This window comes from Actinoplanes sp. NPDC048988 (genome assembly GCF_043197815.1).
Lineage (GTDB): Bacteria > Actinomycetota > Actinomycetes > Mycobacteriales > Micromonosporaceae > Actinoplanes.
This window is the reverse complement of record NZ_JBICTW010000022.1, coordinates 104,909-120,492: the sequence shown is the minus strand read 5'-3', so window position 1 is coordinate 120,492 and position 15,584 is coordinate 104,909. Positions and strand designations below refer to the sequence as shown.

Below are 15,584 nucleotides of genomic sequence, written 5' to 3'. Positions count from 1 at the left end.
TGCGAGCGTTCGCGAAGTTTGAATAGGCCGACTTGTCGACATTGGCACCCTGGAGCACCAGGACCACAGGCGCCTCATTCTTGCGAACCGGGTAGTACGCGTCGGCCGAATCACCGTTGATAGTCGTGCTGTACGAGCTGACCGCCGGAGCCGCCTCGGCCGTCGCCGGGGTTGCTATTGCCCCGGCGACGAGCGGCGGCGATCAGAGCGGCACGGCGTACGACCGTGTCGTTTCCCCTCGTGGAACGCCGTTTCCACCAAGAACCCGGCTACGCGGCGGATTCAGTCAATGCGTCATGGCGTTCTCGATCAGCTCGACCGTCGCTCGCGGATCGTCCACCTGAACGATCAGCCGCGCGTAGTGCTCATCGGTCAGCTCGATGACCACGGCTTTCGCCGGATCGCGCACATCCCAGAAGATCCGCTCCCCCTCGCGCCGGAACGACCCGGCAACCACGACTCCCGGCATGTTCGTCCCGGCGGTACGCACACCTTTCGGCTCACTCACGATGCCCGGGTCGTTGGTCGCCCCGCGCACGTTGGCCAGCGGAATGGTGAGGCTGCTCTTGAGCGCCCACAGCTTGTCCATTCCCTCGACCCGCACCACCAGCGAGCCACCCTCGATCTCAACGATCGCCATTCTTCCCCTCCGCCAGCTCCCGGACTTTCAACCCCAACGCCATCGTCGTGGCCTCTTCGCCACCTTCGTCGAGCAGCCGAAGCGCTCGCGAGACCTCAGCCGCCACCTCGTCGTCGACGGGCGCCCGCTCGGCCGCCGCCAGCAGGAGAAACCGAAGATCCCCCCGCTCGGTGAGCTCCCGGTCGACGTAGTGCCGCAGGGCCGCGAGATAGAGCCCCCGCTTGCTGCCGAACGTCTTGTAGAGGCTCCCTCGGTGAACGCCGGTCTGCCCCACAAGGTCGTCGACCGAGGTCCCGTCATAGCTGCGCCCCGCGAACAGAGCCGCGGCAGCCACCACCGCCGCCTCTTCGTCAAACCCTCTAGGCCGTCCCACACGTCGTACGCTAGCCGGTTTGAGAACGATCAGTCAAGAACGAACGTTCTTAAACGTACGGGTCCTGGTCCGCGCCCTGAAGATCCTCGATCCGGCCGCCACGGGGAAAGCCGCATGCTGGTCGCACAATCACTCCGGTAGCCTTATGGATCAGCGGGCCGCTAGCTCAATGGCAGAGCTGAGGACTTTTAATCCTTAGGTTCGGGGTTCGAATCCCCGGCGGCCCACTTCAAGCCCAGGTCAGCTCGGTGTCCCGCCGCCGCATCGCATCATTCGACCGGCAGTGAAGCAGTGCAGCCAGCGCCGGTTGACGTTGCGCGGCGCGATCGGCGTTCCGATGCTCGGCGGAGTCGTCGAGCAAGGCAACCCACGAACCGAGTACTACGTGGCAGTCGCCGCATCAGACCGTGAGCTGACCGGCTTCGCCCGCGCCGGCCTGCGCCGCCGGTGAAACGCCGTGGCCGGCCGAAGCCGCTCCGCCGGAACTGCCGCGCCTGGACGAAAGTTGCGGCGCGTAGCTGTAAATCGCTCCGCGTCGCTGATGAGCCGGGCCGCGTCGCGGACGCCGCGCCGCCCATACGCCGGACCACGCGGTCGAAAGCCCGGACCGCGCAGTCGGAGGCCGACCCGCGTAGTCGCAAGCCCGGGCCGCGGAGTCGAAGGCCTGACCCGCGCAGTCGAAGGTCCGGGCCGCGCGGTCGGAAGTCCGAGCTGCGGAGTCGAAGGGCTGACCGCGCAGTCGAAGGTCCGGGCCGCGCAGTTGAAGGTCCGGGCCGCGCGGTCGGAGGTCCGGGCCGCGCGGTCGGAAGTCGGGCTGCGGTCGCAAGGCCGGGTCGCGGTCGCAAGGCCGGGCTGCGGTCGCGAGCCGGGGCCGCGCGGCCGCGAGCCGCGCCGCGGGAAGTGGCGGCGCGGCGTTGAGGATGGGCTGGGTTACCAGCCGCCGACGCCGGTCAGGACGCGTTCCACCGGGACCGGCTTGCCCAGGTGGAAGCCCTGGCCGAAGGCCACGCCGCAGGCGACCAGGGCGTCGCGCTGTGCGGCCGTTTCGATGCCCTCGGCGATCACCGTGCAGCCGTGCTGCTCGGCGAACTCGACCAGGGCCCGGATCGCCGCCTGGCGTGCGGTCTGGTGCTCGACGCCCTCGATCGAGTCCAGTCCCAGCTTCAGGAAGGCCGGCCGCGTTGATTCGACCAGGGCCAGCGTCTCGTAACCCGCCCCCAGATCGTCCACCGCCATCCGTGCCATGCCGCCCAGCTGGGCGAGTTCAGGCGCCGGCGTCCCGCCGACCTCCAGGATGAGCGGCCGCCGGGCCTCGGCCAGCAGCGGCGCCAGCTCGTGCGGGCGGCGCTGCAGGTCGGCCGAGACGTTGATCGAGAGCCAGGTGCCGTTCGGCAGGGACGCCGACGAGGCGATGGCCGCCTGGACCAGGGCCGCGTCCAGCGCGACGTGCATGCCGCGCTCGGCCGCCGCCTCGAGGCCTTCGCGCGGGTTGCTGCCGTCGGCGAAGCGGGTCAGCGCCTCGTATCCGGCGACGTGGCCGCTGATCATGTTGTAGATCGGCTGGAAGACCGTGAAGAAGCTGAACTCCTCGAACGAGTGCGCGCGGCTGGACGACGATTTGTCGGCCTTCCAGGTGCCCGCGTCGTTGCGCTGGAGCCGCACGGTCGTCTGGCCGGCGGAGGCGCCGTGCTCGTGCCGGTAGTGCAGCACCGTGGCCCAGTCGCCGACCGCTGCCGTCTTCTTCGGCGCTTTCTTCTTCCGGGACTTCTTCGGGGCGACCGGCCGGATCAGCCAGTCGCGCAGGTGGGTCATGAGGTCGACGGCCGTGTTGCCCAGTCCGACGAACGCGATCATCGCGTACAGCGAGAGGATCAGGTTGAGGCCGGCGAAGACGAGGTTGTTCCAGTGGTGCAGCTCGATGTCGCGCCATGCCGTGTAGACGCAGAGCACGATCAGCGCCAGCGGCAGGATCAGGTAGCTGGTCGCCGCCGTCGTCCGGTTGCGCACCTTCGGTGTGCGCTTGAAGGCGCTCTTCTCACCGGTCAGCAGCTGGAGCAGGGAGGCGATGCTGCCGGACAGGTTGACCGGCAGCAGGATCAGGTTGAAGCCGTAGATCCGCAGCATGTCCGACCGTTTGTAGCCCAGGTGCTTCAGGTCGGCCGCCATCATGAAGAAGTACGGCACCGAGACGAGCAGCAGGATCGGGTTGAGCAGGTCCTTGTTGAACGGGTAGGCCAGCATGACCACCAGGCACACGGAGCTCCAGAAGATGGAGGCCATGTAGTTGACCCGCAGGAAGTACTCGCCGAAGCGGTTCTTGTCCTCGCGTTTGGTCTTCGCCCGGAACTGGTCCTTGAGGCGCGACAGGATCAGCAGGCCGCCGTTGGCCCAGCGCTGCCGCTGGATGCAGAGCGAGCCGAAGTCGGGCGGGGTCGCGCTGTAGGCGAGCCGTTCCGGGTAGTTGTGCAGTGACCAGCCGCGGACGCCGAGGTCGATCGTCGACTCGGTGTCCTCGATGACCGTCCGGTCCTGAATGTACCGCTTGATGGCCCAATCACCCTCGTACGAGGTCTCGCAGATCTCGTCCAGGGCTTTCTTGCGCAGTACGGCGTTGGCGCCGACCCAGAAGGTGGCGCCGTAGTGGGTCATGCCCTGGTGGACGATGTACTGAATGTCCGTCGTGGCACCCGAGATGCGCTCGATGCGGGTGGCCGAGCCGGGGTAGGCGCTGTACGGCGTCTGCGCCACCGCGTGCTGCGCGAAGGCGCCCTGTTCGAGCAGGTGGACCAGGCGCAGCGCGTACTCGGGAAGGAGAACGCTGTCCGCGTCGAGGGTCAGCACGTAGTCCGGGTTCGGCACGACCAGGTCGGCCCGGTTGGGTCCGGCCGTCACCAGCGCGGTGCCCAGCGGCGTGCTGACCTCCTGGTACGCGCCGCCCATGAGCCCGATGTAGCTGTTGAGGTTCATGGCCTTGTTCGGCTCGTGCGACAGCGACACGTACTTCTTGCGCTCGAAGCTGGTCACCTGCGCGTCGAAGATGGCGAGCAGCCGGCGGTAGAGCTGGTTCATCCGCGCCAGCGGCAGCGTCACCTGCTCGTCGGCGCCCTTGCTGAGCGCCCCGGAGATCTGGCCGAGTTCGACGGCCAGTGGCTGGAGGAGGTGCTCGACGAAGAACGTGTCGGTGTGGTCGACCATCTCCTGCCGGGCGCCCAGGTCGTAGAGCCAGTCGGAGGCGAACCGGTACTCGTCGGCGAGCCGGCGCATGTCCTCGAGCACGACCAGGTAGCCGCCGCGGTAACGCACCTGCTCGTCGAAGGCGGCGTAGGCGGTCGAGACCCGGTGGTACGGGATCTTCAGCTCGGCCTCGATCTGGCCCGGCAGCGCCCGGGCGGCGAGGAGCATGTCACGCGCGGCGCGGGTTTTCGGCTGCCGCGGGTCGTCGATCAGCAGCGTCACCCGCAGGCCGGGGTACTCCTGGAGGGCCGCCGAGAGAAGCGTCGTCCGGTTCGTCCGTTCATCCTCCTGATATGACGGCACCAGAACCGTCACGGACGGCATCTTCCCGCCGATGAACTCGTCGAGCATGATCCGGGGCGCTCGCTGGTGACCGCGCGATCGGTAGAAGTAGCCGATCCGCGTGATCAGGTAGGCGATCGCGGAGGCGGCCAGGCCGGTGACGACGAGCATGTACACGATCGCCTCGATCGCGAGGCGCACGCTGGAGGCGTGCCCGGCGATGAACTGCTGGATGATCGTGTAGGTGATGTAGCAGGCCCAGACCGTGATCGTCACCACGATGGCGAGCCGCCCCCGGGTGATCCTGCCTTCGGAGATCGGCGGCGGGACGATCGGGTGAGGATCGGTCCTCCGGTCGGCTCCCCATTGGCGCTGGGCGTCCGGCTTGTGCCGATCCGCCGGTTTGCGTGGCATGCGTTTACGAGCCCTTCGGTACGAATTGCGACGACGCCGCGCAGCGACGCCCGCGGAATTGTCGTTCCAAGATCATGATCTGGCGCTCCGTTGTCCGGTTTGGACCTGGCCGCTCGCGGTTGTTGATCTTGACCCTTTGCCCGATCGCCGCCCCGGTGGAGATGGGGCAACGTGGGGCGACTCGGAAAACGAAAGGCTCTTCATGACGGACCGTGCCACACCCGTAGCTGTGCGGCCGGAGTACGACCCGCTCGCCGACCCGAACTGGCAGGAACCGGAGCAGCCGCGCAGCCGGCTCTCCTGGACCAGGCTCGGCATTCTGGTGCTCATCCTGGCCCTGGCCGGTGTCGGCGGCACCCTCGAGGTCATGCACCTGCGGAACACGTCCGGACCAACGGCGAAATCCTGGGCGGTGCCGTACGTCGATGTCACGCTGACCCCGACGTTCCAGTTCCAGGACCCCACGGCCAACCCGGCCAACGACGTCGCCCTCGGGTTCGTCGTGGCCAGCCCCACGAACCCCTGCACGCCCAGTTGGGGCGGCGCCTACACGCTCGACGAGGCGGCCTCCTCGCTCGAACTCGACCGGCGCATCAACCAGCTACGGCAGGCCGGCGGCGACATCACCCTCAGCCTCGGCGGGCTCAACAACAAGGAGCTCGCCGTCGCCTGCACCGACCAGGCCCGGCTCACCGACGCCTACCGTCAGCTGATCAAGCGGTACGACGTGAAGACCCTCGACCTCGACATCGAGGGCACCGCCGTGGCCGACCAGGCGTCCCTGCGCCGGCGCGTCGCCGCGGTCGCCGCCGTGCAGAAGGAACGGGCGAGCGCCGGCAAGCCGCTCACCGTGTGGCTCACCCTGCCCGTCACCCCGAACGGCCTCCTCGACGACGGCGTCGCCGTGGTCCGCGGCATGCTCGAAGGCGGCGTCGCCCTGCGCGGCGTCAACGTCATGACGATGGACTTCAACAACGGCGACAAGAACCCGAACATGCTGGCGCTGAGCACGAGCGCCCTCAACGGGACACACAAGCAGCTCACCGACCTCTACCTGCGCCTCGGTCAGAAGCTCACGTCGCCGCAGGTGTGGTCGCGGATCGGCGCCACCCCGATGATCGGCCAGAACGACGTCGACACCGAGCGCTTCACCGTCGCCGACGCCCGGGGCCTGGCCGAGTTCGCCGTCGGCAACGGCCTCGGCCGGGTCTCCATGTGGTCGATCAACCGGGACGCGGCCTGCCGCGGCACCTTCGCCAACGTCGTCGTGCACTCCAACACGTGCAGCGGCGTCGACCAGGACGCGCTGGCCTTCTCCAAGGTCTTCGCGGGCCTGCCCGGCAAGGCCGCGGGCAGCGACAAGGCCGACTCGGTGGAGATCCCGAACCAGGCCGACACCGTCGACGACCCGCGGACCAGCCCGTACCCGATCTGGCGCATGACAGCCATGTACGTGGGCGGCTACAAGGTGGTCTGGCACGGCGTGGTCTACGAGGCCAAGTGGGCCAACTCCGGCATCGACCCGTCGGCGGCGCCGCTCGCCGGCACGCAGAGCGCCTGGTCGGTGATCGGCCCGGTCAGCCCGGTCGAGAAGGCGCCCCGCCCGGTACCGACGGTCACCGGGGTCAAGCGGGTCTGGGCCCCCGGCAACCTCTACCAGCGGGGCGCCCGGGTGTTGCTGAACGGCCTGCCCTACGAGGCCCGGTGGGCCACCAAGGGCGAGAGCCCGTCGACCGAGTTCCCGATCGACGCCGACGACCCCTGGAAACCGCTCTTCAACGTCCCCGGCGAGCCGGTGATGAACTGACGAAACGGGCGCCGCCTCCGACGTGAAGCCGGGGCGGCGCCCGTTTCGTCAGCAGAGATCAGTAGTGAGCCGCGTACTTCTGATAGCCGGAACCGACAAGCTGGAGCGCGCCGAAGCCGCCCTTGCCGTTGCCGAGCTTGCGGAACAAGGTGCCGGCGCTGTTGCGCAGGAGGAGGTCATTCTTGCCGTCCTCGCCACCCGGGCAATCCGGAGCTTCCAGGAGTCCAGCGGGCGCGTGGCGTTGATCGATCCTGCCCAACCCTGATACTGGCCGAAGCCCAGCCGGCTGGAGGCGTCGACGATGCCGCCGGCCGGCGCCGACGGCCTGGTGCCAGGGTCGATCACATGGACGGCGCCCTGCTCGTCGGCGTACGCGACGTCGCCGCCGAACTTGTCGACGGTCCACGTGACGTTGCGGTCGTCGGCGGTGTCGCCGCGCGGGAAGGTGGCCGGCGTGGCCGTGCTTCCGTCGCCGAGGTCACGGCGTACGAGGGAACCGCTCTCGTCGTGATGGACGAGGAAGTTGTCACCGAGCAGATAGGGGGACGCCGGAAGCGCGGTGTTGACCTTCCGGGTCAGGTCGAACACGCCGGCCGGGCCCTGGACGCCGCAGCTCCAGCAGAGGAAGCGGGCGGTCGCCCGCACCTCGGTGGCCGTGCAGGCCGAGCCCGTCGCCACCGCCGCGCCGAGGACGTCGGTGCGCAGGTTCTGCGGCTGAAGCTTGCCGGGCGCGGCGCTCCACAGCGTCTTGGACCACAGCCCGGCGCCGGTCACCGAACGGGAGGTGTACCTGCTGTGGCCGACGTCCACGATGTACTGCCGGGCCGGGTTGGTTCCGTTCACGATCACGTGACTCAGCGACGCGTCCACCACCGCACCGACCAGTCCGAAGCGCCCGTGCCGCCGACGTAGACGACCCCGTTCGGCGCCTGGATGAGGCCGCTGTTCGCGGTAACGACGGACCGACCCGAGGCGCCGGTCCGGGCCGACGATCACGGAATCGCGGGCCAGGCCCACGTCGTGATAGTCGGCGACAACGGGAGAGCGCCGCGCCACCAGGGTGCCCGAGCGGTCGTAGACGTCGGTCGCGAAGGTCCCGACGAAGGCCACCCGTCGGTGGTGAGCAGAACTTCGGAGGGCGCCGTCTCCGGCGCCGGAAGGGCGTGAAGCGGCCGGTACGCACGTCGAGCAGGCCGTAGTGGACGACGGCGCCCGCGGTCGCGTCGCCCGCCAGAACCTGGAACCCGGTGAGGCCGTCGGGCAGACCGGACGTCTCGATCCGGTACCGGGTGTCGGCGTCCACCAGCCGGGGCGGCACCGTTTCGTTGATCAGAGTGTTGCCGTACAGCTTGGTGTCCGAACCGGAGATGGGGACGTTCCGCCACGCTTGCGTGGCCGCGTTCAGCACTGTGAGCACACTGGGCGCGTTCGGGCCGACGGAGAACGAGTCGCCGCCGGTCGGCCCGAACCGGCTCGCCGCGCTCGTGCCCAGGCCGGGGATCGCGGTGGTGAGCCCGTCCGCGTGGGTCGTCCAGACCCAACTCGACGTGCTGTTGTGCCGGTGCAGGAAGCCCGTCGCGCCGGCGAACCCGATCTCGTCGGACGGGTAGTAGGCCGCCGTGTCGGCGGGGAAGACGGTGATCTCGGAAGGAGCGGCCGCAGCCATCGCGGGGGCGGGGACCGAGGTCCCCGCCGTCACCGCGAGTGCGCCTCCCTTTTAGAGAGTCGCGACACCCAGCACCTCGAGGGTCCAGGCGTTGACGAACGCCTCTTCCTTCCAGGCGTCGTAGCGGCCGCTCGGGCCCGCGTGCCCGGCGCCCATCTCGGTCTTGAGCAGGTAGTCGCCGTCGGGGGCGGTCGCGCGCAGGCGCGCGATCCACTTGGCCGGCTCGTGGTAGAGCACGCGGGTGTCGTTCAGGCTGGTCATCGCCAGGATCTTGGGATAGGCCAGCTTGGCCACGTTCTCGTACGGGCTGTAGGACTTCATGTACGCGTACACGTCGGCCGACTCGAGCGGGTTGCCCCACTCCTCCCACTCGGTGACCGTCAGCGGCAGCGACGGGTCGAGGATGCTGGTGAGCGGGTCGACGAACGGCACCTGGGCCACGATGCCGGCGAAGTCGTCCGGCGCCAGGTTGGCCACCGCGCCGACCAGCAGGCCGCCGGCCGAACCGCCCCGGGCGACCAGGCGGTCGGCCGATGTCCAGTGGCCGCGCACCAGCTGACGGGCGCACGCGATGAAGTCGGTGAACGTGTTCTTCTTGGCCAGCAGCTTGCCCTCCTCGTACCACCGCCGGCCCATCTCGCCGCCGCCACGGATGTGCGCGATGGCGTAGACGACGCCGCGGTCGAGCAGCGACAGCCGGGCGATCGAGAAGAAGGGATCGATGCTTGCCTCGTACGACCCGTAGCCGTACAGCACCGCCGGCGCCGTGCCGTCCCGCCGCGCGCCCTTGCGGGCCACGATCGAGATCGGCACCCGGGTGCCGTCGTCGGCGATCGCCCACTCGCGGAACTGCTCGTAGTCGCCGGGGTTGTAGCCGCCCAGCACCGGCCGCTGCTTGCGCAGCGTCATCGTGCGGGTGATCAGGTCGACGTCGTACATCGCGTCGGGAGTGATCATCGAGGTGTAGCTGATCCGCACCGAGGAGGTGTCGTACTCCGGGTTGCCGGCCAGGCCGACGCTGTAGAGCGGCTCCGGGAACTCCATCTCGTACGAGTCGGTGCTGCCGTCGACCATCACGCGCAGCCCGGTCAGCCCGTCCCGCCGCTGCGAGACGACGATGTGCCTGACGAACGCGTCGACCGACTCGATGCGGGTGCCCGGCTCGTGCGGGATGAGCTCGACCCAGTCGCCCGGCGCGTCGGCCGACGTGTAGGACACCGCGAAGTCCTCGGCGTCCTTGTTGTGCAGGATCAGCAGGCGGTGGCCGTGGTGCTCGACCGAGTACTCGACACCCTGCTCACGCGGGGCGACCAGGATCGGCTCGGCCGTCGGGGTCTCGGCCGGGATGATCCGCACCTCTGAGGTGATCTTGCTGCCGGCGTCGATGACGACGAACTTCTCGCTGCGGGTGAGGTCGACGCCGACCCAGAACCGCTCGTCCGCCTCCTCGTAGATGACCACGTCGTCGGCCGCGGCCTGGCCGACGGTGTGCCGCCAGACGCGGTACGGCCGCCAGGCGTCGTCGACGGTGATGTAGAACAGCACGCTGCCGTCGGCCGACCACGCCGTGCCGTACGAGGTGTCGGGGACCTCGTCGGGGAAGACCTCGCCCGTACCCAAATCCTTGATCTTGAGCGTGAAGCGCTCGTCGCCCTCGAAGTCGGTCGAGTAGGCCAGGCGGGTGCCGTCCGGGCTGACGTCGAACGTGCCGAGCGCGAAGAAGTCCTTGCCCTCGGCCAGCACGTTGCCGTCGAGCAGCACGTCCTCGCCGGCGACGGGCCCGTCGGCGGACGGCGGATCGGTCTCGCCGGGGCGCACGGCCACCCGGCAGTGGATGCCGTATTGCTGACCCTCGACGGTACGGGTGTAGTACCAGAAGTCGCCCTTGCGGCTCGGCACCGTCAGGTCGGTCTCCTTGGTCCGCGACTTGATCTCCTGGAAGAGCGTGTCACGCAGCTCGGCCAGGTGTGCCGTGGCGCGGTCGGTCCAGGCGTTCTCGGCCTCGAGATAGGCCGTCGTCTCCGGGTTCTCCTTGTCGGCGAGCCACGCGAACTCGTCGGTGACGGTGTCGCCGTGGAAGGTGCGCTCGTGCGCCGCCTGGCGCGCCGAGGGTGGGCTGTCCGGAGTCTGAGAAGTCACCCGCACAACGTTACCGGGCGGTCCGATTTCCTAGCCTTCTTTACTTCTCGCACGCGGACCGCGGCCGTTCGAACACGTGTACGATATGCCAGAGTGGACGATCTTAACGGCGTTGGGGGACGGGCAGAATGAGGGAGCACGTGCTGAGCGCGCTTGTGGACATCTGCGGGCCCGACTATGCGCGTGTCGCTCGCTCGGTGGACACGGTCGCCGGCCGTCGCGCCGGCTTCGTCGCGCTGCCCGCCACGCCCCACGCGGTCGCCGACACGGTCCGGCTCGCCGCCGGTCTTCCGCTCCGGTTCGTGGTCCGAGGTTCCGGGTCAAAGATCGATTGGGGTACGCCTCCCGGCGCCGACATCGATCTGATCATCGACACCGGACGTCTCAACGGCATGTGGGACCACGACGTCGAGGGCGCGACGGCCGAGGTCGCCACCGGTACGCCCGTCCACGCTCTCCAAGCGGCACTGGCGCTGCGGGGCCAGCGGCTGCCGGTCGATCCGCCGTCCCGCACGGCCACGCTCGGCGGCATGCTCGCGCTGAACGAGTCGGGCCCGCTGCGCCACCGCTTCGGCACCCCCGCCGAGTACGTCGACCGTGTCACCTACGTCGACGCGGAAGGCCACCCCGGCGAGTCCGACGGCGAGGACGGCCGCCCCGGCCTGGCCGAGATCAAAGGCGTGATCACGTCGGCCGTGCTCCGCCTCCAGCCGCTGCCGCCGGCCCGGCGCTGGGTCGGTACAGCGGTTGCCACCCCACCCCAGATCCGCAAACTCGAGTCGGCCGCGGCCGACCTCCAGCCGAGCGCCATCGAGATCGACCTGCCGGCCGGCGGCCCGGCGGGCACACTGGCGGTGCTCTTCGAGGGCGCCGAGGCGGAGGCGGTCGAGCGCGCCGAACAGTTGGCGGCCCTGTGGGGCGCGGGCGCGGTCGTCACCCCGATCGCCCCACCGTGGTGGGGCGCCTACCCGTTCGGTCACGACGACGTGGCGCTGCGCCTGGCGGTCTCCCCCGACGACCTGCCAGCCGTGATCTACTCCCTGGGCGACGCGGTCGGCACACCGGTCCCGATACGAGGCTCGGCCGGCCTGGGCCGCGTCCACGCGGTGCTGCCCGGCTCCCTGCCCCCCGACCGCCTGCGCGGCATAGTCGACAGCGTCCGCCACGTCCTGCTGGCTCGCGACGGCCGCGCGGTGGTCATCGCCGCCCCACCAGCCGTGGCCACCCAAATCGAAATGGCCGACCGCCACGACCTGTTCTGACCCGCACCTCGCCGCCCTCCACGCCTCACTTGACCGACGGCTCGCGGCTCGCGCTTGGCGTGGTCTGACCCTCGCGCGCCTGGCCCCTGGCGCCCGCGCCGCCGGTGTTTTAATCCGCCGGCGCCCTCTGGCCGTTACCCGTCTCGCGCCTTCTGCCCTTCACCCGTCTCGCGCCTTCTGCCCTTCACCCGTCTCGCGCCTTCTGCCCTTCGCCCGCCCGGCGGCTTCTGCCCGGTACCCGTCCCGCCCCGCCGGCCGTTGGCGGCTTGGCGGCTTCCGGCCTTCACCTGCCTGGCGGCTGCTGGCCCTTATCTGCCTGGCAGCTCCAGGCCTCGCGTCGCGCCGCTTCACGCCCTTGCACCCGTCGCCTGACGCCCTCGCGTCGCGCGAGCTGTGCGTCCTTGCGATCGCGGCTGTGCGTCCTTGCGTCGCGCGGCTGTGCGTCCTTGCGTCGCGCGGCTGTGCGTCCTTGCGTCGCGCGGCTGTGCGTCCTTGCGTTGCGCGGCTTCACGCCCTCGCGCGAGCCGGTCTCACCCGCCCGGCGGGCTCTGACCTCATCCGCCCGGGAGCCTTCGCCCTTCGCCCGCTTGCCCTTCGCCCGCTTGCCCTTCGCCCGCTTGCCCTTCGCCCATCTTCGGCCCTCGCCCACCTTCGGCTTCGCCTACCCGGCGACGCTGGCTGGGCCGGACGGCGGTTCCTTCTGGTGCGGGGCTCGCTTGGCGAGGTTCGGTCGTGGAGCTGGTCAGCGTGAGGCTTGCCTGGCGGCGTTCGGCCGTCGCCTGGTCGGTGCGGTTCGGCTGGCGAATGGGCGTGCCTAGTCGGCGCTGGGCCGCCCGGTGGCAAGCGTGGGCTGGTTAGCGCTGGCCGCCCAATAGTGTTCAGGCGTGGGCTGGTCAGCGCTGGGCCGCCCGGTGGCAAGCGTGGGGTGGTGGGCGCGGGAGCGGCTGATGATGTTCAGGCGTGGCTGGTCAGTGCAGGACTGCCTGGCGGCGTTCGGTGGCGGCTGGGTGGCGGCCCGGCATGGGGTCGGTGCCGACGGCGTAGGTGAGGTAGGCGAAGCGGCCGATCTGGGCGGTGCCGGTCAAGGCCAGGTGCCGCGCGGTCAGGTGCCGGGGCAGCAGCGGGACGCCTTTGCCGAGGACGACCGGTGCGATGCCCAGGATGATCTCGTCGAGGAGGCCCTGGTCGACGAACTGGCCGACCAGGTCGCCGCCGCCTACCAGCCAGACGTTCTTGCCCTTGGCGGCTACCAGCATGGCCTCGTGTACGCGCTGGACGTCGCCGCTGACCATGAAGATGTTGGCGTCCGGCACCAGCGGCAGTTCGCGGTTGGCGAAGACCCAGCAGGGTGCGTCGCCGTACAGGTCGTGCCAGTTCTGCGGCTCGGCCAGCACGTTGTCGTTCTCCAGCACCCACTCGTAGGTGTTCGCGCCCATGGCGAACGCCCCGACACCCGCGAAGAAGCCGCCGAACGGGTTCTCGGTGCCCCCGTCCACGTCGGCGAGCCAGTCGAGCGAATTGCCTTCGTCGGCGATGTAACCGTCGATGCTCGTGGCCGTGTAGTACTGAGTTTTCGCCATGACAATCACCATGCCACGAGCAACCGGGCGAATGGGGCGAATCAGCCGAGGTGGGGGTCTGGCTCAGGCGTCGTTGCGGAGGACCAGGATGGCGATGTCGTCCCGGGGCTCTTCGACCGAGAAGTTGATGGTGGTGGAGCGCAGGCGGGCGGCCATCACCTCGGCCGGGTAGCCGGCCAGCGGTCCCGCCGCGTCGCGCAGGCGACCCGTGCCGAACAGCTCGCGGCCCCGGCGGCGCTCGGTCACGCCGTCGGTGTAGAAGATCAGGGAGTCGCCGGGCTGCAGGCGTATCTCGGCGTCGGGGGACGAGATCGTCTCCAGCAGGCCGAGCGCCGTGCCTCCCTCGCCCACGAACGACGTCTTGCCGTCCGCGTGGACCAGCACCGCCCGGTCGTGGCCGGCCAGGTGCAGGCAGACCGAGAGCACGCCGTCCTTCTCCCGAGCCACCGACGCCATCGCCAGCGTGCAGTAGCGGCCGCCGCCGCGCTGCACCAGCGTCTTGTTGACCCGGCACAGGATCTCGGTCATCGGCTTGCCGTCGTCGACCAGGATCCGGATCACGTCGCGGACCAGGCCGGTCACCGTCGCCGCCTGCACGCCTTTGCCGGAGACGTCGCCCACCACCACGATCCAGCTGTCCGCGCCCGAGGGCACCACGTCGTAGAAGTCGCCGCCCACCTCGGAGCCGGTCGGCACGTACTCCGCCGCGAAGCCGACACCGTCGACGCGGGGCAGGGTCGGCGGCAGCAGGGAGGCCTGGAGCGTACGGGCGACCTTGTGCCTTTCGTCGTGAATGCGGGCGTTGTCGATGGCCAGGGCGGCCCGGCGGGCCACGTCCTCGAGGATCGCCACCTCGTCGGTGTCGTGCCGGATGCGGTGGTGGCGGCCGACCGCCAGCGTGCCGAGCCGGGTGCCCCGGGCCACCAGCGGCACCGCGAAACCCTCGGCCGGCGGCGGCAGCATCACCTGGGTGCCGAGGCGGGACGCCTCCTCGAGCCGGGCCAGGACCGTGTCGGGGCCGGTCTGGGCCAGCGTCTCGTGCAGCTCGGGCAGCGCGCTCTCATCGGTGTGGGTCGCCGCCGCCAGCTGGAGGTGGCCCCAGGCGTCGGTCGTGTGCACCGCGCACCACTGGCCCAGCCGGGGCACCACCAGCTGCGGGATCAGCGCCATGGTCAGGTTGACGTCGAGCGACTGGGCCAGCAGCTCGCTGGCCTCGGCCAGGAAGGTGAGCCACGTCTGCCGGCGCAGGTCGGTGCGGCGCAGGCGGTCGTTCTCCAGGTGGAGCGAGAACCGCTCGGCCACCATCGTGGCCAGCGGCTGGGCGTAGCCCACGGGAGAGGCGTCGAGCTCGAGCTCACCCGCGTACGGCCGGTTCACCGACAGCGGCACCCTGATCGTCTCGGCGTCGTCGCGCGGGGCGCGGCCGTACCGGGCCAGCAGCTGCCGTCCGCCGCCGTCGCCGCGGTCGAGCCGGATGACGCCGCCGGCCGCGCCGGTCAGCCGGGCCAGCTGGGCGAGCAGGCCGGCCGCGAACTCGGCCAGGCCGTCCTCGCTCGGCCGCTCGGGGCTGACGTGGAGCAGCGATGTGAGCGCGCCCGCGCTCGGCGTGCCACCCTCGATCTCCTGGGAGACCGCCGGCACCACGGCCGCGGTGGTCTGGCCGGTCGTGGTGCCCTCGAGGCGGAACCAGACGCCCTTGCCGGTGCCCTCGTGCACGGTGCCCCAGCGGCTGGCGAAGTGGTCGACCAGCAGCAGGCCGCGCCCGCGCTCGGCGACCTCGCCGATGTCGGGGCTCTCGTTGCGCGGGCCGACGGCCAGCTGTTCGACCGGGCCGGGCGCGAAGTCGGTGACGGTGACGGTGAGACCTGTCGCGTCGGCCCGTACCTCGATGTCGAGCTCGGTGTTGGCGTGCACGACCGCGTTCGTGGAGAGCTCCGTGGTCAGCAGCAGGGCCTCGTTGAGCAGGGAATCGAGTCCGGCTTCCTCGAGGACCGAGCGCACCAGGGCGCGCGCCGCCGCCGGCGTACGCCGGTCGTTGGGCAGGCGAACGCGCCGGACCAGCCCGCCCGCCGGACTGTCCGAGATCTCCCCGGCCTCCGCTGACACGCATGCATCCTCTCCTGAGGATGGGCCTGTGCACAAAGTCGTGTCTCGCATTGACCCGGTCGGGCGAGAGAGGATAGGGCG

The 15,584-nt window shown here is 70.1% G+C and carries 11 protein-coding genes and 1 tRNA gene; 5 read left to right on the top strand and 7 right to left on the bottom strand.

The window, feature by feature from the left end:
- Positions 1-286: 286 nt before the first annotated feature.
- Entirely contained in the window at positions 287-640 is a 354-nt protein-coding gene (locus ACGFJ7_RS41890; RefSeq protein ID WP_360261571.1) for a hypothetical protein, read from the bottom strand.
- Positions 627-977, bottom strand: coding sequence for a helix-turn-helix domain-containing protein (locus ACGFJ7_RS41885; RefSeq protein WP_360261574.1), 351 nt, complete (start codon positions 975-977; stop codon positions 627-629). Before ACGFJ7_RS41885 ends, ACGFJ7_RS41890 begins: the two co-directional genes overlap by 14 nt.
- 191 nt (positions 978-1,168) lie before the next feature.
- Between ACGFJ7_RS41885 and ACGFJ7_RS41880 the strand changes: the two genes are divergently transcribed.
- Both ACGFJ7_RS41880 and ACGFJ7_RS41875 read left to right on the top strand, forming a co-directional pair.
- Positions 1,169-1,240: transfer RNA gene (locus ACGFJ7_RS41880), tRNA-Lys, on the top strand.
- A 56-nt stretch (positions 1,241-1,296) separates the two neighbouring features.
- Positions 1,297-1,464 carry a hypothetical protein gene (locus tag ACGFJ7_RS41875; RefSeq protein WP_392647627.1) on the top strand — a complete coding sequence of 56 codons (168 nt, stop codon included), beginning with the start codon at positions 1,297-1,299 and terminating at the stop codon, positions 1,462-1,464.
- A 479-nt stretch (positions 1,465-1,943) separates the two neighbouring features.
- Here the strand turns inward: ACGFJ7_RS41875 and ACGFJ7_RS41870 are convergent, their stop codons facing one another.
- On the bottom strand, positions 1,944-4,943 hold the full coding sequence (locus ACGFJ7_RS41870) for a glycosyltransferase family 2 protein (protein ID WP_392647625.1): 3,000 nt from the start codon (positions 4,941-4,943) through the stop codon (positions 1,944-1,946).
- A 202-nt stretch (positions 4,944-5,145) separates the two neighbouring features.
- Between ACGFJ7_RS41870 and ACGFJ7_RS41865 the strand changes: the two genes are divergently transcribed.
- Complete coding sequence (locus tag ACGFJ7_RS41865; protein ID WP_392647622.1) at positions 5,146-6,750, top strand: chitinase; 1,605 nt, start codon at positions 5,146-5,148, stop codon at positions 6,748-6,750.
- A gap of 48 nt (positions 6,751-6,798) precedes the next feature.
- Here the strand turns inward: ACGFJ7_RS41865 and ACGFJ7_RS41860 are convergent, their stop codons facing one another.
- Positions 6,799-7,860: a hypothetical protein gene (locus ACGFJ7_RS41860; protein WP_392647619.1), complete on the bottom strand. Its 1,062-nt coding sequence runs from the start codon at positions 7,858-7,860 to the stop codon at positions 6,799-6,801.
- 299 nt (positions 7,861-8,159) lie between these two features.
- Here ACGFJ7_RS41860 and ACGFJ7_RS41855 point away from each other — a divergent pair, with 299 nt between their 5' ends.
- Positions 8,160-8,360, top strand: coding sequence for a hypothetical protein (locus ACGFJ7_RS41855; protein WP_392647616.1), 201 nt, complete (start codon positions 8,160-8,162; stop codon positions 8,358-8,360).
- A gap of 107 nt (positions 8,361-8,467) precedes the next feature.
- On the opposite strand, the gene ACGFJ7_RS41850 is transcribed toward ACGFJ7_RS41855, so the two are convergent.
- Positions 8,468-10,555 (bottom strand): S9 family peptidase, encoded by a 2,088-nt coding sequence (locus ACGFJ7_RS41850; protein WP_392647613.1) that lies wholly within the window; start codon positions 10,553-10,555, stop codon positions 8,468-8,470.
- 128 nt (positions 10,556-10,683) lie between these two features.
- Between ACGFJ7_RS41850 and ACGFJ7_RS41845 the strand changes: the two genes are divergently transcribed.
- Positions 10,684-11,817: an FAD-binding oxidoreductase gene (locus ACGFJ7_RS41845; RefSeq protein ID WP_392647610.1), complete on the top strand. Its 1,134-nt coding sequence runs from the start codon at positions 10,684-10,686 to the stop codon at positions 11,815-11,817.
- 968 nt (positions 11,818-12,785) lie between these two features.
- Here ACGFJ7_RS41845 and ACGFJ7_RS41840 read toward each other — a convergent pair.
- Both ACGFJ7_RS41840 and ACGFJ7_RS41835 read right to left on the bottom strand, forming a co-directional pair.
- Positions 12,786-13,397, bottom strand: coding sequence for a dihydrofolate reductase family protein (locus ACGFJ7_RS41840; protein WP_360260635.1), 612 nt, complete (start codon positions 13,395-13,397; stop codon positions 12,786-12,788).
- 63 nt (positions 13,398-13,460) lie between these two features.
- A complete protein-coding gene (locus tag ACGFJ7_RS41835) occupies positions 13,461-15,503 on the bottom strand; it encodes a SpoIIE family protein phosphatase (protein WP_392647607.1) in 2,043 nt (680 codons plus the stop codon).
- Between the last annotated feature and the right edge of the window lie 81 nt (positions 15,504-15,584).

Coding starts and splice junctions, on each gene's coding strand:
- ACGFJ7_RS41890 (WP_360261571.1), bottom strand. CDS start 640: ATGGCGATCGTTGAGATCGAGGGTGGCTCGCTGGTGGTGCGGGTCGAG.
- ACGFJ7_RS41870 (WP_392647625.1), bottom strand. CDS start 4,943: ATGCCACGCAAACCGGCGGATCGGCACAAGCCGGACGCCCAGCGCCAA.
- ACGFJ7_RS41865 (WP_392647622.1), top strand. CDS start 5,146: ATGACGGACCGTGCCACACCCGTAGCTGTGCGGCCGGAGTACGACCCG.
- ACGFJ7_RS41845 (WP_392647610.1), top strand. CDS start 10,684: ATGAGGGAGCACGTGCTGAGCGCGCTTGTGGACATCTGCGGGCCCGAC.
- ACGFJ7_RS41840 (WP_360260635.1), bottom strand. CDS start 13,397: ATGGCGAAAACTCAGTACTACACGGCCACGAGCATCGACGGTTACATC.